The 22,390-nt window shown below is 36.1% G+C and carries 21 protein-coding genes; 8 read left to right on the forward strand and 13 right to left on the reverse strand.

Going from position 1 to position 22,390, the window contains the following annotated elements:
* Positions 1-3: 3 nt before the first annotated feature.
* From BOQ62_RS23425 to BOQ62_RS15975, 10 genes are all read right to left on the reverse strand, one after another.
* A complete protein-coding gene (locus BOQ62_RS23425; protein ID WP_228414210.1) occupies positions 4-276 on the reverse strand; it encodes an endonuclease/exonuclease/phosphatase family protein in 273 nt (90 codons plus the stop codon).
* A complete protein-coding gene (locus tag BOQ62_RS15935; RefSeq protein WP_228414212.1) occupies positions 270-974 on the reverse strand; it encodes a metal-dependent hydrolase in 705 nt (234 codons plus the stop codon). Before BOQ62_RS15935 ends, BOQ62_RS23425 begins: the two co-directional genes overlap by 7 nt.
* Positions 975-1,047: 73 nt before the next feature.
* The gene (locus BOQ62_RS22725) at positions 1,048-1,665 is read right to left on the reverse strand and encodes an endonuclease/exonuclease/phosphatase family protein (protein WP_228414214.1); all 618 of its coding nucleotides are present in this window, start codon (positions 1,663-1,665) and stop codon (positions 1,048-1,050) included.
* Positions 1,587-2,039: a hypothetical protein gene (locus BOQ62_RS23430; protein WP_129041024.1), complete on the reverse strand. Its 453-nt coding sequence runs from the start codon at positions 2,037-2,039 to the stop codon at positions 1,587-1,589. The genes BOQ62_RS22725 and BOQ62_RS23430 overlap by 79 nt, the downstream gene beginning before the upstream one ends.
* A 9-nt stretch (positions 2,040-2,048) precedes the next feature.
* Positions 2,049-2,777 carry a rhomboid family intramembrane serine protease gene (locus BOQ62_RS15950; RefSeq protein WP_129041026.1) on the reverse strand — a complete coding sequence of 243 codons (729 nt, stop codon included), beginning with the start codon at positions 2,775-2,777 and terminating at the stop codon, positions 2,049-2,051.
* 6 nt (positions 2,778-2,783) lie between these two features.
* Positions 2,784-4,580, reverse strand: coding sequence for a DNA mismatch repair endonuclease MutL (gene mutL / locus BOQ62_RS15955; RefSeq protein WP_129041028.1), 1,797 nt, complete (start codon positions 4,578-4,580; stop codon positions 2,784-2,786).
* A gap of 316 nt (positions 4,581-4,896) precedes the next feature.
* The gene (locus tag BOQ62_RS15960; protein WP_129041030.1) at positions 4,897-5,724 is read right to left on the reverse strand and encodes a YoaK family protein; all 828 of its coding nucleotides are present in this window, start codon (positions 5,722-5,724) and stop codon (positions 4,897-4,899) included.
* 30 nt (positions 5,725-5,754) lie between these two features.
* Positions 5,755-6,249: a hypothetical protein gene (locus BOQ62_RS15965; protein WP_129041032.1), complete on the reverse strand. Its 495-nt coding sequence runs from the start codon at positions 6,247-6,249 to the stop codon at positions 5,755-5,757.
* A gap of 249 nt (positions 6,250-6,498) precedes the next feature.
* Positions 6,499-7,911: a sensor histidine kinase gene (locus BOQ62_RS15970; RefSeq protein ID WP_129041034.1), complete on the reverse strand. Its 1,413-nt coding sequence runs from the start codon at positions 7,909-7,911 to the stop codon at positions 6,499-6,501.
* Positions 7,912-7,914: 3 nt separating this feature from the next.
* On the reverse strand, positions 7,915-8,622 hold the full coding sequence (locus BOQ62_RS15975; protein WP_129041036.1) for a response regulator transcription factor: 708 nt from the start codon (positions 8,620-8,622) through the stop codon (positions 7,915-7,917).
* A 422-nt stretch (positions 8,623-9,044) separates the two neighbouring features.
* Here BOQ62_RS15975 and BOQ62_RS15980 point away from each other — a divergent pair, with 422 nt between their 5' ends.
* The 7 genes from BOQ62_RS15980 to BOQ62_RS23440 all read left to right on the forward strand — a co-directional run bounded on the left by BOQ62_RS15980 (position 9,045) and on the right by BOQ62_RS23440 (position 18,456).
* Entirely contained in the window at positions 9,045-9,614 is a 570-nt protein-coding gene (locus tag BOQ62_RS15980) for a helix-turn-helix domain-containing protein (RefSeq protein WP_034693936.1), read from the forward strand.
* A 599-nt stretch (positions 9,615-10,213) separates the two neighbouring features.
* Entirely contained in the window at positions 10,214-13,039 is a 2,826-nt protein-coding gene (locus BOQ62_RS15985; RefSeq protein ID WP_129041038.1) for a TonB-dependent receptor, read from the forward strand.
* Between the two features lie 9 nt (positions 13,040-13,048).
* On the forward strand, positions 13,049-14,347 hold the full coding sequence (locus BOQ62_RS15990; RefSeq protein ID WP_129041040.1) for a DUF5690 family protein: 1,299 nt from the start codon (positions 13,049-13,051) through the stop codon (positions 14,345-14,347).
* An 11-nt stretch (positions 14,348-14,358) separates the two neighbouring features.
* Entirely contained in the window at positions 14,359-15,513 is a 1,155-nt protein-coding gene (locus BOQ62_RS15995; protein ID WP_129041042.1) for a TIGR03364 family FAD-dependent oxidoreductase, read from the forward strand.
* Between the two features lie 7 nt (positions 15,514-15,520).
* A complete protein-coding gene (locus tag BOQ62_RS16000; RefSeq protein ID WP_129041044.1) occupies positions 15,521-16,189 on the forward strand; it encodes an HAD-IA family hydrolase in 669 nt (222 codons plus the stop codon).
* 414 nt (positions 16,190-16,603) lie between these two features.
* Positions 16,604-17,737: an alkaline phosphatase family protein gene (locus BOQ62_RS23435; protein ID WP_228414218.1), complete on the forward strand. Its 1,134-nt coding sequence runs from the start codon at positions 16,604-16,606 to the stop codon at positions 17,735-17,737.
* The gene (locus BOQ62_RS23440) at positions 17,734-18,456 is read left to right on the forward strand and encodes a T9SS type A sorting domain-containing protein (RefSeq protein ID WP_228414220.1); all 723 of its coding nucleotides are present in this window, start codon (positions 17,734-17,736) and stop codon (positions 18,454-18,456) included. The genes BOQ62_RS23435 and BOQ62_RS23440 overlap by 4 nt, the downstream gene beginning before the upstream one ends.
* A 75-nt stretch (positions 18,457-18,531) precedes the next feature.
* Here the strand turns inward: BOQ62_RS23440 and BOQ62_RS16010 are convergent, their stop codons facing one another.
* The 3 genes from BOQ62_RS16010 to BOQ62_RS16020 are packed head-to-tail and all read right to left on the reverse strand — an operon-like array spanning position 18,532 to position 20,854.
* The gene (locus BOQ62_RS16010) at positions 18,532-19,017 is read right to left on the reverse strand and encodes a GNAT family N-acetyltransferase (RefSeq protein WP_129041046.1); all 486 of its coding nucleotides are present in this window, start codon (positions 19,015-19,017) and stop codon (positions 18,532-18,534) included.
* A 14-nt stretch (positions 19,018-19,031) separates the two neighbouring features.
* Positions 19,032-20,447, reverse strand: a complete 1,416-nt coding sequence (locus BOQ62_RS16015; protein WP_129041048.1) for a PLP-dependent aminotransferase family protein — start codon at positions 20,445-20,447, stop codon at positions 19,032-19,034.
* 38 nt (positions 20,448-20,485) lie between these two features.
* On the reverse strand, positions 20,486-20,854 hold the full coding sequence (locus BOQ62_RS16020; protein ID WP_129041050.1) for a hypothetical protein: 369 nt from the start codon (positions 20,852-20,854) through the stop codon (positions 20,486-20,488).
* 186 nt (positions 20,855-21,040) lie between these two features.
* On the opposite strand from BOQ62_RS16020, the gene BOQ62_RS16025 reads away from it, so the two are divergent.
* A complete protein-coding gene (locus tag BOQ62_RS16025; RefSeq protein WP_129041052.1) occupies positions 21,041-22,333 on the forward strand; it encodes a DUF389 domain-containing protein in 1,293 nt (430 codons plus the stop codon).
* Positions 22,334-22,390 lie beyond the last annotated feature (57 nt).

Raw genomic sequence — 22,390 nt, forward strand, 5'->3', positions numbered from 1 at the left:
GAACTAATTTAGCAGAAATTCTGCAATTACGGGATAGTGATCCGATAATTTCACAGTCTGATCTACTTTATAGCTAAGAGGAATAATGGATTTTGAACTGAAGATATAATCAATTCTCAAAGGAACTTTATAGTCATGAAAACTGCTTGCACTTCCTTTTCCCGCTACCAGAAAGGCATCCTGAAGATCCTTACCAAGATTATAATATTCATAAGAATTAGGTACAGAATTAAAATCTCCTGCCAGGATAACTGGGTAAGGGGATAAATCTACCATTTTCTGATTCTTTTTACCTGATCTTCATGCGCCTGAAATGTTGGAGTCATGTGAGAAAGGAGTGTTGAAACATTTCCAAAACCTAAAGCATCCAGCTTCGTAAACATGGATTTATGAAGTCTGAAAGGTTCAAGATAAACATTGATGATTCTGATTACTTTTCCATTGATATCAATATCAGCATAGAATGAATTTCCTCGTGCTTTCTCATCAATCAGCTCTGCCTGTCTTACAATTTTATGTTTTGTTTTCAGAATAACGGATGGATATTTTATAAGATCTCTCTTTATAGCGCGGTTCGTATCTTTTTCCTGCACAAGAATAATATCAGCATCCTGTTCTTTGATATAATTTTTTACTTTATCCCAACCGTACTCTCCATATTTAACATTAAATGTCAATACTTTAATATCCCGTATTGTTTTTCCATTTTCTGTTTTAGGAGAAAAGTTGATCCATCGTCTGATGGGGTTATAGAAAATAAGTGTCCCTAATGCAAAAGCAATCGCTATTTTTTGTTTTTTAAAGATCCAGATCAGTGTAAAAATTATATGCGTCAATATCAGATAGGGAAAACCAAGCGAGAGCAGATTTAGGTTGCCCAAAAGATTAGGCGGAATCCATGCATTCCCTAATGTGCATAACAGCAAAACAGCAACAACGATATGTAAAAATAGTAATATCTGATTCGACTTCATGAAAAAACGGTCTTGGTACGGTTTTCTTTCAACAAAAATCCTACCAAGCAGATAATTTTAACTCTTTTTATGATTACTTGCTCTCCTTAGAAAACTTCACAATGACAGGATAATGATCTGAAATATGTATAGAACGGTCAACTTCGTAAGATATTGCCTTTAATGATTTTGAAGAAAAAGTGTAATCAATTCTGATAGGAAATTTATAGTCGTGAAAACTGGTTGCACTTCCTTTTCCGGCTGTTAAAAAAGCATCCTCAAGTCCTTCTGAAAGATGATAATATTCATAAGAATTGGGAACAGAATTGAAATCTCCGGCGAGGATAACAGGATAGGGTGAATTTTCAATAGCCTGTCGAATCAAATCAACTTGTTCCTGATGTTTTTTAAAGGTAGGAATCAGTCTTTTAACAACATCTTTTATTTTTTGTTCGTTGGCATCGGTATTTCCATTAAGCCTTACCATATCCTTATCAAAGCGGAATGGATGAAGATATACATCAATAAAACGATACACTCTGCCATTGATTTCTATGTCAGCCTGCAATCCGGGCACTCTTACACTTTCGTCCTGTGGATCTATTGTTTTCTGGCTGATGATTTTATGTTGGGTTAAAATAGCAAAACCTCCAGCAGGATTTGTTTTTTGATATCCTTCAAACTCATAGGATGCTCCGGAATCTTCCTGCAAAAAATAACGTCTGCATTCTGAGATTTAAGGTAAGTTCCAATCTCTTCAACTCTACCGCTATTAGCTCTGGTATTGAAGGAAACCACTTTTATATCAGAATCCTGATTTTTAGGAGAAGAATAATTTACCCATCTTTTCACCGGATTAATAAAAGCCAGCCCTATAAACATGAATACAAAAGCTCTCTTTTTCCAGCTGAATATCCAAAATATTGTAAGGATGATATAAGCAATCATCAACACCGGAAAACCTAAAGAAAGTAAATTAAACCACGGAAAAACCTTAGGTGGAATATAGGCATTCAGTAATGTACCCAGCAGCAGAAACAGAATTCCAAGATGCAGGATGAATAATATAAGTCGGAAAATTTTCACAAAATTATTTTAATTGAATCTGTACAAATGTCTTTTCCAAATTCGTGCCAACAGCCAACCCACCAGCGCTCCTCCTACGTGAGCAAGATGAGCAATACCTCCTCCGTTACCGGAAACACCAAGGTATATAGACCCAACCACAATAATAGGCAACAAATATTTTACTTTAATCGGAACCGGAATAAACATAATTCCAATTTTAGAATCAGGATATAATGTTGCAAATGCTGCTACCACTCCGAAAATAGCTCCGGAAGCTCCAACCATTGGAGTTGTTAAAATATCTGTTAAGCTTTTCAGCAATTCTTTTTGTTTGAGAACTGAACCTGTATTTCCCGTAAACTCAACGCTTGCCCCGGACAGATATGCATTTACATTAAATCCTAGTTGCTCCAATTCCCGGGAGAACTGCTGAACTTCCACAAAATTCCATGCATTAAAAAGAAAAAACGCCCCAAGGCCACTTGCAAAGTACAAAATCAAATATTTTTTATCTCCTAATGTCTGTTCCAGAATAGGTCCAAAGCTAAAGAGCGTCATCATATTAAATAAAATATGAATAATACTTCCATGCATAAACATATGGGTAATAATCTGCCATGAATGGAAAAAGGGAGAAAAAGGATAAAAGGCAGCAAGATACTCGACCATCTTGTTTCCAATTAGATAAGTTATAATGAAAATTATAACATTGATTATTATAATATTCCTGGTAATTGGCGGTATATTGTTAAACATATTTTTTTAAAATTTGTTTTTAAAGTCATTAAACGGAACTTCATAAAAACATCGTTTGCCGTCCGGTAAAAATTCCGGGAAGCCTAATGCTGTAAAGTCTTTAATCAACTGTTCCGCATCTTTTTTATAAATAAAGTCAAATCTTGACTTCGACTGCATTTTATTCCATTGGTTATGGTAATACTGCAAAAATTCTTCTTCTGTCTTGTAATCGAGGATCTCAAAAAGGTTTTCTAAGAACTTCATAGCCTGAGTTTCTTTCAGTCCTTCGGGCAGTGAATCTATTCGAAGTACACTTTCATGAGCAATTTTCATGTCAAACCCTAATTCCGGAAGATATTTTTTTATCGAATTGTATTTTGCCTTTTCGATTTCATTCATATGATACTCCAGAGAAAAAAGAAGGGCATGACTGTTTGTATTTGATTTTCTGGTGGATTTATTTCCTTCAGAAACCAAAAGCCTGTGCATTCTTCCCAGATCCAGCATCAGGGTGACATCTCCTTTATTGAAAAGCCAGTAGCCATTGGGAAGTCTCATCAGATCTTCATCAAAATCTTCATCTTCGAAGAGGTTAATCTTTGAAGGTTCTGCCGTAATATTTTGATGATACATCTCCGTAAGATTCTGAATTTCCTCAGGATGTACTACATTTTTTTCTTCCAGAAACGGATTATAGTCTTTATCTACAATGATTTCCGGCATTTTGAAAACACCTCCGCCGGTTCCGCCTCCATTTCCTTTACTTGGAATAGGTTTATTCATCATTTCATCCAGTTCCGGATCTCTGTCGAAATCAAGACTTGGAGAAACATTATAAATTCCTAAAGACCTTTTTATGGTTGAACGAAGCAAAGCAAAAATAAGATGCTCGTCTTCAAATTTCACTTCCGTTTTCTGTGGATGGATATTGACATCTATTTTCTCCGGATCAAGCTCCAGAAAAAGGAAAAACGATGGTACATACCCTGGTTGAAGCAACCCTTCAAAAGCTTCCTGTACTGCTTTATTAAAATAAGGGCTTCTGAAATACCTTCCGTTCACAAAAAGAAACTGCTCACCTCTTGCTTTCTTAGCCCCTTCCGGCTTGGCCACAAAACCATGAAGCTTACACCAGATAATATCTTCTTTAATAGGAATCAGAAGCGGCTGAAGTTTTCTGCCGAAAACATCTACAATACGCTGCATCTGACTTCCTTTTCTCAGTCTGAAAACAGCTTCATCATCATGAAACAGAGAAAATTCCAGATTCTCATGAGCCAGTGCGACACGCTGAAATTCATCGATAACGTGTCTGAATTCAATATTATTATTTTTCAAAAACTTCCTTCTCGCAGGAACGTTATAGAAAAGATTTTTCACTAAAAAATTTGATCCGTCTGCTGTCTGAATCGGGTCCTGGAACTGGAAAACTCCGCCTTCGATATAAATATTCGTTCCTATGGAGGTATTTTGCTGCTTTGTTCTCAATTCCACCTGTGAAACTGCCGCAATAGAAGCCAGGGCTTCACCACGGAACCCTTTTGTGGCAATCTTAAAGATATCTTCTGTTCCTTTGATTTTGGAGGTAGCATGTCTTTCAAACGCCATGCGGGCATCTGTTTCGGACATTCCTTTTCCGTCGTCTACCACCTGAATAAGGTTTTTTCCGGCATCCCTGATGATCAATTCAATCTTCGTTGCATCTGCATCTATAGCATTTTCCAAAAGTTCTTTCACGATGGATGCAGGCCGCTGCACCACCTCTCCTGCTGCAATTTGATTGGCTACATGATCCGGTAAAAGCTGAATAATATCTGACATAAAAACGTAAATCAACTTACAAAAATAGTCAATGGAAACGGGAATTAAAATACTAAAATCGTGATTTAATATTTAATTATCAACATTTTTGCTTATTTATCCCCAACTGTTTTTTTTAATGTTTGTAATGAAGGGCTTTAGCAAGTTTATTGATCTGATCCGGAGATTTTCATTTCAACAACCATCTAAAACAGGATAAAAAACAAGAGATTGATAGATTTTTAGTCTAATTTTTAACAAAAACGCCCCTATTTCATAATAAAATAAGGGCATTTACAGCTAGTTTATACAAAAAATTAATAGTGTGTTTTATATTTTAATCCTCAAAGACAAGCTTCCTTTTCTTCTCTCTTTTAGGAGTTCCATGGATTTTCTCATACAGATAAGCAAAAACATTAGGCTTTCTGTAAATCCTGTTGTATCTGTACTTCGTATTGAAGTGACGGATGTGAATTTTATAAGCGTCGTATCCGATAACGATAAGAAGACATATACTGATGACATAGAATACTCTGAACTCCAGATAATAATAAGTCAAACCTGAAAATACAGCTCCCATTACATAAGCAAGCATAATACTCATCAGAAGCTTTGCTCTGCCAATCAGTTCTCCGTTTTTTCTATATTTTTTCTGGGTAAACATCGATACCAGAATCCCAAGGTCGGTGGTTGTTCCGGTAAGGTGAGTTGTTTTTACAGAGAAATTAGAGATACTTGCCGTTAATCCGTTTTGAAGTCCGGTAGCAAAAAGCATCAATGCAACCAAATACTCTGTTTCTTCTAGTGTTTTCTGGTAATAAAACTGCCCGTATACTCCTACAAAAAGAAGACAGATGATTTCCAGCACAATTGGCATGGAATGGGCGAAATATTTACTTTTCTTATTAAAATTGATCACAATAAAGTTGGACAGGAAGCTTCCGAAGAAGAACAGGAAGATCCATCCTCCTACTACTCCTACCTGCGTCCAGTTTCCTTTACTGATCTCTGCGGCTAAAATAGCGTAGTGTCCCGTTACGTTTGACGTAAAAGAGAGAAATATCAATAGGGAAGCAATGTTTATAGTACCCGCCGTGAAGGCAGTCAGCGTCCCCAACCTGATATTGTCTCCCAGTGTCCTGCTGTTACTATAATTTCTTAACATTTTTTATCGTTTTTAAATTGTGTTTAATTTTTAAACCTCTACAAAGATCTCTGCCAGTCTTCCTCTTTCCGGAAGTCTTTCTCTCACTTCAACCGCAATTTCATGAGATTTCAGTTCTTTACATTTTTTGATATAAGGAATCAGATCGAATTTGCCCTTTCCTTTGCTTTTGATGGATGGAGAATAGTAAGCTTCCTCAATATTTTCCGCTTTTACATACTGGTTGAATGTTCTTTGGAAACTTCCTGTAAAAATGTCGCAGATGGTTTTATTAACCAGGTGAGAATATTTATTACTGATAATCCCAAGGGCATCACTGAATTCTGCCGGTCTGATTTTATTAAAAACAGAAGTTTTGGTACTGAACAAAAGATCCCTGATAGAATCTCCGGAATCATACCCCGATGTCAAAAGAATGTTGTATTGATTCTGATCTTCTGCTGTATCTTTCTCTTTAAGTACTTTTTTCAATATATTCAATGACTCAAGAGAGTAATCCGTTGCAATTAAAATTGTTTTAGTCATGTTCTTATTATTTTGTATTGTGTTGATCTTTTTCGATGATACAAAACTAGAACGACCACATTAGAAGATCTTTGGAACGGAATTAAAATGTGATTAAAGAGATTAAAATGAGATTAGAAAATTGTTAAAGGGGAGTTAACATGGAGATAAAGCCCAATCCAGAAGGATCGAAATTAATGACACAACAATCTGTCTGTCAATACAAAACAGACTAAAAAATGCAAATAAATAAAGATAAAATAGTGCTTCTTACTTATTTATCTCTTCATTTTTCTGTGTACTATAGAAATTAGGGAAGCGCATCTGTACGGTTGTTCCCTGGTTCTCGTGTGAGCTTACGATCAATTCCCCGTTGTGCATTCTTACAATGTTTCTTGCCAGCGGAAGCCCTATTCCGTAACCTTCATAATTATTGGTATTAGAAGCTCTGAAGAACGGGTCATAGATTTTGTTCATTTCTACTTCCGGAATTCCAATACCATTATCTTTTACAATGATATAAACGTCTGTGTTCGTAGCACCAAGAGAAACTTTAACCTGTTGAAAATTAGAATATTTACAGCCATTGCTGATGATATTGGCCACTGCAAGATGCAGTAGCTGCTCATTCCCCTGTACTTTCAGTTTTTTCGGATTATCGGGAAGCATACTGATATCCAGATAGATATTATTTCGGGAATCAATTTTTCTAAGGGTTTCAATAACATCCCAAAGCAATTGATCAATTCTTACCTTATCCATTTTCTGGATTTTCCCATCAAATCCGGTTTGGGCAATCATGAGAAGGGCTTTGATCTTTTTATCCAGCTTTTCGGCTTCGTCCAAAATAATTCCTAAAGTTTCCTTGTATTCATCCGCTGTTCTGCTGATGGAAAGGGCAACATCGGCTTCTCCCATAATAGAGGTAAGAGGGGTTCTCAATTCGTGGGAAACATTTCCAATCAGGTGGTTCTGTGTTTCGAAAGATGTTTCAATACGATTGAGCATATCATTAAAGGTATCTACCAGCTCATTAAGTTCTTTGTTATCAGGCTGGGACTCCAATCTTAAGTGAAGATTTTCAGAACTAATCTCCTTTACTTTTCCGGTAATTTTTAAGATCGGTCTGAATAAAGTTTTAGACAGATAAAAAGAGAAAATCATACTAAAGAAAAGCGATAGCACAATACAAGTAAGCAACGTTCTTTTTAAAAAGCCCAGATAATAAACAACATAGTGGTTTTTAGCAGAAGCAATGGCTATATAATCTTTATCATCATATTTGAAACTCTGTCCTATATAATAGAATTCCTCATCATTATAATTGGACTCTCCTTCTTTGATAATATTTTTGAAGAAATACGAAGGGATATGGACCTCCTGAGATATCTTTTTGAAATTGGAATCTGTAGGAACAGCAAAAACATAGTCTTTTTCCATCGGAAGCTCTTCATCATTCAAACTGCTGAGAACATAGTTTTCCGGAAGATCGAGATGGTCTTTGCTTTTTTCGATCTGAACAATAGTAGCTGTTCTGATCTTCAGAAGCTCATAAAATCTCTGGTGTGAAAAATTAACGATTGAAAAGTACACTAAACCACTGAACAGCAAAATGATGGCGGTAAACACCAACATCAAAAGCACCATCGTTTTGGTCTGATTTGTAATGACTTTATTAAACATACATTATGTTTTTTTCAACACATACCCCATTCCTATCACGGTATGAATCAGCTTATTATCATCGTGATTATCTAGTTTTTTTCTTAAATAGTTTACATACACATCTACCACATTGGTTCCCAACTCGTAGTTTACACCCCACACTGCATCCAGAATTTCGGCTCTGGAAATTACTTTTTCAGGGTTATTCAGGAAATATAGCAGGAGTTTATATTCTGTGGAAGTAAGAGAAATATCTTCTCCGGCACGGGTTACTTTCTTGGTATAATCATTCACCATCAGATCCAAAAACTGAAATACATGCTCATTATCCGGCTCCGGTTCTGCAATTTCCTGAGGTCCATTATTGTTGCTTCTTCTTAGCAAAGATTTCACACGCGCAACCAGTTCAATGAATTTAAAAGGTTTCACCAGATAATCATCTCCGCCGCTTTCTAATCCGAGAACAATATTTTCAGAAGTTCCCAAAGCAGTCAGAAATAAAATCGGAACACTCTGATTGGTTTTTCTTATTTCTTTACATACATCCAAGCCATTCATTTCCGGAAGCATAATGTCTAAAATTACCAGATCGAAATCATTAGCCTGCACCAGCTGTACTCCTGTACGCCCGTCAAAAGCAACAGAAATTTCATATCCATTTTCCTGAAGTCCCTTTTTAATAAAGGACACCACACTGGTTTCGTCTTCGATAAGAATAATTTTTTTCATAAATGAAATAAGGAGTTTTACAAAAATAGGGAAATTTTCCTGGGATGGGCAAACCTGGAACAGAGAAAGAAAAGGGACGCTAGAAGATGGGAACCTATTACAAACGTTTTATGATTCGGTTCAGATGGATTAGATTTACCGCAAAATCCGCAAGGAATTTTTCAATATAAAATTATAAAATGATCGCAAGGGTCTTTCACTATGCAATGATCGCATTCTTAGCTGAACGAAGTGCCCTCGCGATCGAAAAATAAAACAGCATAATTAATAAACTTGCCAACTTTTCTTTTTTTATTTTTCCACTTTTGTATCACTTTACCTTTTTGTGAATTCCTCTTTTTACCATACAACCTATATAGAATAATATTACCTTTGTTTTTAATATAATGATGATAAAATAATCAGGTTAAATTACACACAGTATGAATGACTTTTTAATAGGTATCGGCAAGAGATTAAAGGATATTAGAAAAAAGAATAATTTAACCATCAACGAACTGGCTTTCAAAGCTAATGTGAGCAACGGTCTTGTTTCCAGAATTGAAAACGGAAGAACCATTCCTTCACTTCCTGTTTTATTAGATCTGATCCAGTCGCTTGAGATTGATGCCAGCTATTTCTTTGAAGGGGTTGAGAAAAAATCCAATGCTAAATTCATTTATGTTCCGAAAGAAAGTCAGCAAGTCATTGAAAAGGAAGTAGAAGCTGAAGGATTTAAATATATGCATATCTTCAGCAAAAGCCTTCATTCTTTGGGTTTTGAAGCTGTGCTCCTAACTCTCGAACCCAATTCTAAAAGGGAAAAGGTCATTACGGATGCCTGGGAATTCAAATATATTCTGAAAGGAGAAGTGAAATACGTAATTGATAATGAAGAAATTATCCTAAAAGAAGGTGATTCTCTGTATTTCAACGGGAAGTTTCCTCACGTTCCGGTAAGCATCAGTAATGAAAGTTGTGTAATGCTTGTTCTTTATTTTTATACGGCTTAACTGCATTTTTTTAACGCAAAGCTTTTTATTATTTTGTTTTTGTCATTCTGACGAAGGAAGAATCTCTTATTTGCATTCAATAACGCGAGATTCTTCATTACATTTCATTTCATTCAGAATGACAATTGTAGTGTAGATTCCTTATAAATACACATATGATAATCACGCTTCATCAGCGACAACGTCACAATCTTTGCACCCTCATAATATATCCTATGGTTTATTAAACTTTGCGTTTAAATCATATTCCAAATTTTACATCATTCTTCAATTTTTGATTTTACGAAACACACAAAAGTTTACAAATATGCAACTTTTATTTTTCTGTTTTCTTCCAAGATGAACGAAATATGAACCAAAACAAGCCTTTTTTCAGCAGGTTTCTATTCCTTATATTCTTGGGAAACATTTGCTAAAAACATTGAAGCAGCTACTTCAGACCCTCTTTTATAAAATTTTCAATGGTTAACTTCAATTGGTTTTCAAGTAAAACAGACGTAACAAACCGGACTCATTTGTTAATCAATACTTAATACAAAATATTTATATATATTAAAATTATTAGCGTGATTTGCATAAAAAATTTAATATATGTAAAAATGAAAACAAAATTAGAGAAATTACTTACCCTTGTTTTTGTCTGTTTCATTGTATTTGTTTCAGCGCAAAAACAGTTAATTATAGGAACTGTTCTTGATGACAGCCAGCCTCTCCCCGGGGCCACAGTCAAAATAAAAGGCTTATCTAAAAATATAACGACTGATATTGAAGGAAAATTTACAATCAATGATATCAAAGAAGGCCAATATACTTTACAAATCAGCTACATCGGTTATGAATCTACAGATATTAACATAGACCTGAAACCGGAACAATCCGTTGATTTAGGAATCATTAAACTATCCCAGCCCCGAAAAAATATTGATGAAGTTATCGTTACCGGAACGTTGAAAAATACAGAAGCGAGAGCTTTAAATCTTCAGAAAAATGCGATCAATATTACCAACGTGATTGCCTCAGATGGGATCGGGAAACTACCAGACAGAAATGCCGCAGAGACCGTGCAGCGTGTACAGGGCGTTTCGATTGAAAGGGACCAGGGAGAAGGGAGATTTGTTTCCCTGAGAGGACTTCCGCCATTCTGGGCATCCACAACCATCAATGGAAACAGACTTCCCACTGCAGAGGAAGAAACCACTTCCAGAGCTACCGCATTCGACTTCTTTCCTACGGAACTGATCTCCTATGTACATGTAAATAAGTCTTTTACCCCAGACATTGAAGCAGACGGAATAGGTGGTGGTGTCAATTTTATCACCAAAACTCCACCGATGAAAACAGAATTCAAAGCTACTGTGGGAAGTGGTTATAATGCCAAGTCTGATAAGGGAGTTTACAACCTTGGATTTTTGTATGGAGGAAGAACGAAGGATAAAAAATTCGGGTATTTATTCAATTTTGCGCATTTTATCAGAAACTGGTCTACAGATAATTTTGAGGCGAGAAGAAGTGGTGATGAAGGGGTTTTCAGACTGGAACTTCGTGATTATAACGGGGTAAGAAAAACAACAGGAATTAATACCGCTTTTGAATATGTACTCTCTCCAAAGACTACTTTTTATTTAAAAGGAATGTATGGTACTTTATCCGATGATGAAACGCATTATAAACACAGAATCCGTTTTGATAAATTCAGTAGTACTAATAATACCGCAAGAGTAGAGCTTCAGAATATCCACAACTTACTGATAACGGAACTTACGTCTGTTTCCTTGGGAGCGGTTCATCAATTAAACAAAGGAAAAATCGACTGGGATTTATCTTACTACGACAATAAATTCAAATATGGAAATATTCCTGATAAGCAAAACAATTCTTACTATGTGATCAAGTACACTCAATCTGGTGTAGCCATCAATCCTGATTATATTTCAAATCATGGAAATGGTCCTAGAGCCTACTGGAAAGCTGATGGCGGGAAACTAGATTATAAAAATCCAGATGCTTTGTTTGGTTTCTACAGTGATCCGAACTTTAAAATGGATGCTTCGCAGATGAGATTTACAGATCTTGAATTTTATAAAGTGTTTGTAGAGGAAAAGGATAAAATTGTAGCAGCTTTCAACCATGAAATCAATGCTTCTGATAAACTGACTTTAAAATATGGTTTTAAATACAGAGATAAAGAACGTAATGCAAGATTCTCTGATATTTTCTACAACTGGAGCAGTGGAACAACACCTCTTCTATCTGATTTTTCCCAATATATCACTACACAGCCTAATGGACCGAAATATTTAAGTGAAATGAATGCCCACATCGGCAACACATTTGGTCCGGTACTTTCTGCCACAGGAATGAACCAGTTCTGGTATCAGAATCAAGGAAATTTAAAAATAAATACTACAGATTCCGAAGCACTGGAATATAATAAAGCATTAGGAAGAAACTTTGATGTCTATGAAAAACATGCAGATGCTTATGGAATGGCAACGTATAAACTGAATGATAAAATTACCATTTTAGGAGGAATCAGATTATCAAATACCAATACAAAAGTGAAAGGTTACAGCGTAAATGATGACGTATTGACTCCTGTAGAAAATACTAAAAACTATCTGGCTGTTCTTCCAATGATTCACTTAAAATATACATTAAATGATAAAACCAATCTTCGTTTTGCAGCAACAAGAACGTTCTCAAGACCGAATTTTGGTGATCTGACTCCGGGAGGAACATATATTGAAGCAGACAACGAGTTTAAAGGGGGGAACCCGAATCTTAATCCTACCTATTCTTTGAATTTTGACCTGATGGGAGAATATTATTTTTCCAATGTAGGAATTCTGAGTGGCGGAGTTTTCTATAAATCGATTACAGACCCTATTTTCCAGGATTCTTTTATCGGAAATTATAATGGAATCAACGGTGTACAATTTACAGCGCCTAATAACGGAAAAGCAGCATGGCTGGGAGGTGTTGAGCTTGGAATTAATAAAAGATTTGACTTCCTTCCAGGGCTTTTACAATATTTCGGAGTACAATTGAATACCACATTCATGACTTCCGAAATGGAAAAACCAAGCGGAAGAACGGTAGCCCTTCCCTATCAGGCAAAAGAATTGTACAATGCCCAGCTTTTCTTTGAGAAAAAAGGGTTCAATGCAAGACTGGCTTACAACTACAAAGGAAAATATGCTGTAGAGTATGCTGAGGAGGACATCAATGATTCTTATTACGGTAAATACAGCAATCTGGATTTCGGAGGTTCTTATCAATTTACCAAATACCTGACTTTGTATGCGGATGTGAACAATATTCTGAACAAACCTCTGATCTATCACTTCGGAAAAAGTGAAGACCGTCCGGAACAGGTGGAATATTATGGAGTACGATTCAATCTTGGAATAAAACTGAACTTCTAACCCATTACCATGGCCAGAACCATCAATAAAAAAACATTAGTAACACTGAAGGCTGCCTTTGCTGCTTTCGGTGTTTACTTCTGCATGTACGGTTTCAGGAAACCTTTTACCGTAGCTTCTTTCGAAGGTCTTTCCTATTTCGGGGTAGATTATAAGATTCTGATTATCATTGCCCAGGCTGTAGGATATTTTATCTCAAAATTCATTGGAATCAAATTTATCTCGGAGTTGAAACCTCAGAAAAGAATTACTTATCTCTTTACTTTCATTGCTGTTGCTGAGCTTGCCTTGCTAGGATTTGCAGTCGTTCCTGCTCCTTACAATATCCTGTTTATGTTGATCAATGGGATTCCGCTGGGAATGATCTGGGGAATTGTTTTCTCTTATATCGAAGGACGAAAAACCACCGAAATCATTGGTCTTTTTCTATGTTCAAGCTTTGTGGTTTCTTCAGGGTTTACAAAATCCGTAGGGAAATTTTTAATGGATACTTTTTCCATTTCAGAATTCTGGATGCCCTTTTCAGCCGGGCTGGTTTTCATTGTTCCATTAATTCTTTTCGGGTTGCTTCTTGAAAGGACTCCCAAGCCTTCGGACGAAGATATTTTGCTTAAAAATAAGAGACAGCCTTTGAATGGTAAGGAAAGAAAAGTTTTGATCCAACAGTTTTTTGTTCCGATTGTGTGTATCATCTTTTTATATATCAGCTTAACCGTTTTAAGGGATTTCAGAGATAACTTTAACAGGGAAATCTGGGATGGGCTGCATTTTACTTTTGACAGTTCCATTTTTACTTTAACGGAAATTCCTATTGCGGTAATGGTTCTGGTGATTTTAAGCTTTATGGTTAAGGTAAAAAACAATAAAAAGGCATTTGCTTATTATCATTACATCCTTTTTGCCGGCATTCTTACCGTTGGACTTTCCACATATCTGTTTCAGCAGGGTTCTTTGTCTCCTTTTTTATGGATGACGATTTCAGGTTTCGGAATGTATATCTGCTACATCCCTTTCAACGGAATTTATTTTGACCGGATGATTGCCGCTTTTGAAATCAAAGGAAATGTAGGTTTTCTGATCTATATTGTAGATTCTTTCGGTTATTTAGGAAGTGTTCTGATTCTTTTGTATAAAAACTTCGGTTCAGCTCAGACTTCATGGTTAAATTTTTATATCAATTTAAATTATATCATCACCATAACGGTTTTCGTTCTTTCCGTGATTGCTTTTATAGCTTTCAGAAAAAAGTCGAAACCCAAATCTAACTCTAATCAATTCATCAATTTCGATACGTCGAAAATTTTATAAATAATAGTACAATGACAACAAAATTTGATTTAATCGTTGTAGGAGGTGGAATCTTAGGAACATTCCATGCTTATCATGCACTGAAGAAAAATCTTAAAGTAGCTTTACTGGAAAGAAATTCTGTTCCTCAGGGTGCCACAGTAAGAAATTTCGGACAGGTAGTGCCTTCCGGAATGGATCTTAAATGGCAGAATTTCGGAAGGGAAAGTCTGGCCATATACAATGAACTTCATGATCAGGCAGATCTTACCATCAGACAAAATGGATCCATCTATATTGCTTCAAATGATGAAGAGCTTCAATTGATTGAAGAACTTTATGAAATCAACAGAAATAATGATTATGAATCTGTTTTATTATCAAAAAATGACTGCATCAAGAAATTTGACGGACTTCGTTCCGACTATTGCAAAGGTGGTTTGTTTTTCCCACAGGAACTTTCTGTAGATTCTGCAGAGATGATTATAAAGCTTCATAAGCTGCTTCAGGAAAAAATGGGATTACAGATTTTCTACAATACAACGGTTCTTGAAACCTATGAAGATGATCAGAAATGTACGGCCTTAGCTGCTGACGGAATAGAATTTAATGCTTCTAAAATCATGATCTGCGGTGGACATGAGTTTAAAACTTTATACCCTAAAGTATTCAATGACAGTGATCTGGAAGTGAGTAAGCTACAAATGCTTCAGACCAAACCTCAGGGAATTTATTCGCTTCAGGGAAATATTCTTACAAGTCTTTCTGTGAGAAGGTATGAATCATTCAGTGAGTGTCCTTCTTTTCAGAAAATCAAGGCTTTAGAAGATCCTAATTCATTTGAAAAGAAGTATGGAGTACATATTTTATTCAAACAGGCGCTGGATGGTTCTGTGATCATAGGAGATTCTCACGAATATGCAGATGCTAAAAATGCAGATGACCTTGGGTATGATCTTAATATGGAGATTGATGAATTCATGATTCATGAGGCCAAAAAAATTATTGATCTTCCTACGTATGAAATTCAGAGAAGGTGGTTCGGAATCTATTCCCAGTGCAAAACGAAAGATATTTTTGAACACAGCCCATCTGCCAATATTCATATTGTAACGGGAATCGGAGGAAAAGGAATGACGGGAAGCGGTGGCTTTTCCAAATTTAATATTGAAAAAATTTACGCATAACATTGACATGAAAAATATAGAATTACTCGTTCTGGATATGGCCGGAACAACCATTGATGAGGATAATGTAGTTTACAAAACACTTACCAACGCTGTGAATGATTACGGCTATATGGTAAGCCTGGAAAAAGTATTATCCAGCTGTGCCGGAATGGAAAAACTGGAAGCTATCACAAGTCTTTTAAAGGAAATCGATGGGAATGAAGAAGATGCTCCTGCTATTTTTGAGAATTTTTCTGACCAGCTGAAAGAATCTTATCAAAATCTGGATGTAAAACCCATCAACGGAGCGGAAGATTTCTTATTGAATATGAAAGCCCAAAACAAGAAAATCGTTCTGAATACAGGCTATACATCAGAAATCGCTCAACAGCTTTTAGACAAACTCAACTGGAAAGAAAGCATTCATTTTGATGCTTTGATTACAGCAGATGATGTTTCAGAAAGCCGTCCTAGTCCTGAAATGATACAACTTGCGATGAGGAAATTCAATATTACAGAAGCTAATAAAGTTTTAAAGGCAGGCGATTCTGTTATTGATATTGAAGAGGGAAAAAATGCAGGGTGTGGACTAACGGTAGCTGTTCTTTCAGGAGCTCAAAGTAAATCAGAGCTTGAAAAAGCATCCCCGGATTATATTCTGAATACCATTTCTGAAGCTGAAGGTATTCTTTAACCACTTTTTCATCATATTTTTTTAATACTTCTTGACACAAATGTTTTCATGGATTTTTCTATTGGAAATGTTTGTGTTTTTTACCACCCCGTTAAATTTTCAATTTGACAGAGGTTTTCTTTTCACAAAAGTCAAATGATTTGGCTTTTGTCATTCTGAACGAAATGAAATGTAGTGAAGAATCTAGTTGTTTTGAAAATCAATAAGATTCTTCCTTCGTCAGAATGACACTTTTGAAACAGCCCCGATGTAATGCATCCAATTGAAGATTTTAAAACTTTTTGAGTGAACTTTTTAATTATCAATTAATTAACTTTCAGTTTACAAAAGTTTACAAATAGTAAACTAATTTTATATTAATTAAAAATAAATTACTATTTGTAAACTTATTACTTTCAAAAACTCTTTTTCCCTATGAAAACAAAACTATTCTCAATGGCTGTTATCATGAGCTGTTTCTTTGGAGCTCAGACTAAAAAAGTTCTTTTTATCGGTATCGACGGATGTCGTGCAGATGTCATGATGTCTACCTCTACTCCTAACATCCAAAACCTCATCAGTCAGTCAATTTACTCTATTGACGGACTTTGCGCTGCCACTACCTGGAGCGGAAACGGATGGAGCACCATGCTTACAGGTGTATGGCATACCAAGCACAATGTTCAGGACAATAATTTTACCAGTCCGAACTATGTCAATTACCCTGACTTTTTAACAAGAGCGGAGACTTATAATCCTAATTTGAGAACCATTTCTCTGGCTCACTGGTCACCCATTAATGACAAGATTATAAATACAGCAGATGTAAAAAGTAATCTGGCAACGGATCTTGCAGTGAAAAATGCAGCTGTAAATGCTTTGCAGAGTGACAATCCTGATATTCTTTTTGTAGACTTTGATGATGTAGACCATGCAGGACATTCTTATGGCTTTGCTTCAACGGTTCCTCAGTATGTTTCTTCTATTCAGACTACGGATTCTTATATTGGAGAAATTGTAACAGCCATGAAAAACAGGCCTTCTTATAACAACGAAGACTGGCTGGTAGTTCTGACAACAGATCACGGAGCTATTGAAAGTTCTCATGGAGGCGGAAATCTTACGGAGAGAAATATTTTCACGGTCTATTCTAACCCCGGATTTACTCCACAACAAATCAGCAAAACCGTTCTGGAATCCAATAAAACATTTAATCAATTGAATTTTCCGGCTGGAACTTATGCAAAGCCGGCAAACCAGACTCCTTTTAATTTTGGAGCCAATCAGGATTTTACGATTGAATTTTGGGTAAAACCTAATGCGTCCTATTCCAGTGATCCGGTGATGATCAGTAATAAAAACTGGGCTAACGGAAAAAATAAAGGTTTTGTTTTCTCAGGATATTCCGGCCAGACTTTTAAAATGAATATTGGCGATGGAACGAACAGAATTGACCTTGTTGGCGGAAAAGTGGAAACCAATAAGTGGAAACATATTGCTGCCAGCTTTGACAGAGACGGCCTTGTAACGCTATACGAAGATGGTGTTCCGGTAACTTTTGCAAAATGAATACCATCGGAAATATTGATTCCGGCCTTCCTTTGACCTTAAATCAGGATGGAACGAATGCATATGGAATCAATCTGGCTGCTTCTTATAAAGATGTGAGAATCTGGAAGTCTGCTCTTCCAAATGATGTGATCGTGAATTGGGCGAACCAAGATATTACACCTTCCCACCCTTATTATTCTCAACTGGTTGCTAATTGGAGATGCAATGGAACTTCTGGAAATACGTTGACTGATTCCAGTCCGAACACCAATAACATGATGATAACAGGTTCTCCGACTTATAATGCTGGTACAGTGAACAACTTTAAAGTGTATGACTATACTTCAACAACGAGAGAAACAGACCACTTCCCTACCGTATTGAACTGGCTTTGTATTCCGGTAGAATCTTCATGGGGAATTGATGGGGTCAACAGAATTCCGGAATGTTCAAAAGGAGTATTAGGCGCAAAAGAAACGAAAGTAGTTGCTGATGATTTTAAAATCTATCCCAACCCTGTTTCAACCTTCATTGGAATTCAGTACAAGTCTGAGGATAAGGAAATTAAAGCAGAAATCATTGATGGTAAAGGCGCTCTTGTTTCAACATCAAATTTGAAGTCTTCAAGAGGTTTTTATGATGAAAAAATCAATATTGGAAGCCTTCCGGCAGGAGTATATTTCATTAAAATCAAGGGAAGTAAAAATTCACAGACCAAGACTTTTATCAAAAAATAAAACAGTAAAGCAATTAGATTTAATTTTAATATTAGAACAAGGATATTTCCATCCGAGTTCTAATATTTTTTTTGTTTATTTATTGAAAATCAACTCCATCCGAACATCAGCACGGTCATACTCAGCCTTTCCGATAGGTGTATGGATAAAGCCCAGCTTTTCATAAAGTTTAATGGCCGGAACCAAAATAGAATTGGTCACTAAAAAGACTTTTTCTGCATGTAATTCTTTCGCTTTTTCTACTAAAGCATTTCCCAACAGATAGCCCAGTTTTTTCCCTTGCGCTTTAGGACTTACCGCCATTTTTGACAGCTCAAAAGTAAGGGGATTATCCTCCGTTTTTACTAATGCGCAGGTTCCTGCGACCTCTCCATCCAATAAAGCAAAGGCAATGTGCCCCTCTTTATGTAAAATTTCCTCTTCCGGATGGTCCAGCAGCTTATAATCTCCTGCTTCCATCACAAAAAATGTTTTGATCCATTCTTCATTCAAAGCCTTGAAAGCTTCTTTATACTGTGGTTCGTATACTACAATTTTTACTTCATTCTTATTGTCATTCATCACTATAAGGTTTATTAAATTCTGTTTTTTATCATTTTTCCCAACTTTTCCAGATCACTTTCCACTCTGTCTGTCCATTCTAATGCATAATTCAGACGCATACAGTTCTGATACTGATTGTATTGTGAAAACATCCTTCCGGGCGCAAAGTTTACTTTCTGGCTTACAGCCAAATCATAAAGATCTTCTGTACAGATTCTCTTATCCAATTCCAGCCAGAGCATAAAACCGCCCTTCGGTTCTGAAATCTTTGTATTATCTGGAAAATATTCAATCACCGACTTCTGAATCTGAAGGTAGTTGGCGTACAACTTTTTCCTGAACATTCTCAAATGATGATCATAACGGCCATGGGCAAGGAAATCTGCAATCACATCTGAAAATAAAGAAGGCCCACTCACCGTCTGAACCAATTTCTGACGGATAATTTTTTCTTTAAACTTTCCCGGAGCTACCCATCCTACTCTAAAACCTGGAGCCAATGTCTTGGAAACAGAGCCTACCCACATCACAATTCCTGCTTCATCATAAAACTTACAGGGTTTCGGTCTTCCTGCGCCAAAATAGATATTTCCATAAACATCATCTTCCACCAAAGGAACATTGTGCTCGGTAAGCATTTTAACCAGCTCTTTTTTATTCTCATCAGGCATTTGAAACCCTAATGGATTATTATAATTTACCACAAAACAACATGCGGATAGCTTCGGAAGTACTTTCTTTAAAGCATCCAGATCCACTCCCGTAAGGGGATGGGTAGGAATTTCTACCGCCTTCAGTCCCAGCAACTGAATCGCCTGAAGAATTCCGAAATACACAGGGCTTTCCACCGCCACCGAATCTCCTGGTTGCGTCACGGCCATTAAGCAATTATAAACAGCATTCATCGCTCCGGAAGTAATAACAAGATCATCTTCTGTTATTTTTCCTTCCATAACCATCGACCATTTGGCGATTTCCCGGCGTAATACTTCACTTCCCTGTACGGGTTCATAATTGGTTCCGCTATCACTCTTCCTTTTCATTACATCAATCATAGACTTCTTCATCTTGGCTACCGGAAGAAGGCTTTTCCCTGGAATTCCCAATCCAAACTGCGTAATATCTGTTCCACTAATTACTCCAAATACTTTATCAATAAGGTCTTGTGGTGTATTCTTTTTTTCTGAAACCTTCATCTGAGCTACGGATGGCAACGCCAGTTTTCTCTGAGAGGTCTGGCTTACATAATATCCATGTTTAGGGCGTGATTCTACCAGAGAACGGCTTTCCAGTTCCATATAAGCCTGCTTTATGGTATTTAGACTCACATTATATAATTTCTGAGCACTTCTCAGTGAAGGCAGTCTGTCTCCAAACTGCAGGGTTTCACTTTTAATCTGTTCTGTGACAGAATTGGCTATTTTAAGGTACAGAACATCTTTAGACATAGTATGGTTTTAAGTAAATGTACAATTTTATCCTGTCTTTACTCAGGATTCAGCCAGCTGATCATACTGCTGATACTGCTTTTTAATTGTTCCGGATCCTTGAAATTGGGTGTATTATTACTTTTAAAATATCTTTCAGCACCGGAAAAGAAGTTTCTCTTTTCGGATTCAGCCATTTTGTTTTTATCATAGATTTTAAAAGAGATTTCATCTTTTTCATTAATGATAAGGCTGGCAAAAGCAAAAGTTTCCCTTCCATTTTTAGCCAAAAGAAAAGGAAGACCGAAGTTTTGATTTGCTTTCCTCAGATTCTGGGTTTCCAGAAAAATATTTTTCAGCACCAACATGTCTGAGACATAAGCTTCAGCATATTGAAACTGTTTCTGATGTTGAATGATTGTTTCCATATTTTCTTCTTTAGCTAAACAAAATTATGGACTATTTAATTTTGGATACAGATACAGAACTATAGAATATTATGGGTACAGATAATACGGTAATTCCATACTGTTTCAATTTTTTTCATTTTTCCATATATTAAGAATTGGAAAGGTTATTGATAATTCTGTATTTTTATTCCAAATAATAATTCAATGGTGGGAAAATTTTTTAATTTCATTAATTTGCATTTTGGCGAAGAGGAAAAGCAAAAAGTTCTTGAGAATGTTACGGAAAATATTTCTTTCCGTGGTTCTAATCTCTGGATTCTGGCATGCGCCATTGTTATTGCTTCTGTAGGACTGAATGTAAATTCTACAGCAGTTATTATTGGAGCCATGCTTATCTCACCTTTAATGGGACCCATTGTGGGAGCGGGATTTGCATTGGGAACTTACAATTTTCAGCTTCTTAAAAGATCAATGAAAAACCTTTTAATTGCTACCATAGTCAGTTTATTGGTTTCATTTATCTATTTTTCCCTGAGCCCTTTTAAAGAAACTCAGTCTGAACTTCTTGCCCGTACTTCTCCCAATATTTATGATGTACTTATCGCTTTTTTTGGCGGCCTTGTAGGGGTTATTGCCATTACAAGAGTAAAGCAAGGAAATCCTGTTCCTGGGGTAGCTATTGCCACGGCTTTAATGCCTCCTCTCTGTACTGCAGGATATGCTCTTTCTGTGAGCAAATGGAGTTATTTTATAGGAGCATTTTATCTTTATACGATCAATTGTTTTTTCATCTGTATTGCCACTTTTCTTATTATAAAATACCTTAAGTATGCGCCCATTCAACTTGTTGACAAGAAATATGAAAGACAGATAAGATTTGGAATCACAGCATTAATTATTATTATGATTGTGCCCAGTTCATATTTAGCATATAATCTGTTGAATGAAAAGAAGTTCAGCCAAAACGTGGATAATTTTATCAACACTGAGTTTACTCAAAAGGGATATACGATGATTTATAAGAAGGTTAACTACCATACTTCACCCAAAAAAATAGAACTCGCCTTTTTGTCCCAAAAATTTAATAAGAACGAGCTTGATTCCATCAATCAAAAGCTTAAGAATCTCGGGATCTCCAATACAGAACTTATTATCAAACAAGATGCTACCGATATAAAATCGGAAATACTTAACGAATTGGGGCAACGGAATAGTGTTGTCTCTGAAAAAGATCTTGTCATAAACAGCCTCAGGCAGCAGCTGGACAGGTATACAGTAAAAGATTCCAGCCTTATCAAGGAAATTAATATTCTTTTTCCGGACTTTCATAATATTTCTATTGGAAAGGTCACCAACTTTCCCAATACAGATAGCGCAAATGTAAGTACTGTTATTCTATATAAATCTGATAAAGAAGAAAAAGAGCAGAATGAAAAAATGAAGCAATGGATATCTGAAAAGCTGTCTGACAAAAATGCTAAAGTGATCCGACAATAAAAAATGAAAACGGCATCTGATGAATAGATGCCGTTTTTTATATGATAAAAATTAAAT

It is taken from the genome of Chryseobacterium sp. CH21, from assembly GCF_004119445.1.
In the GTDB taxonomy this organism is placed as follows: Bacteria; Bacteroidota; Bacteroidia; order Flavobacteriales; family Weeksellaceae; genus Chryseobacterium.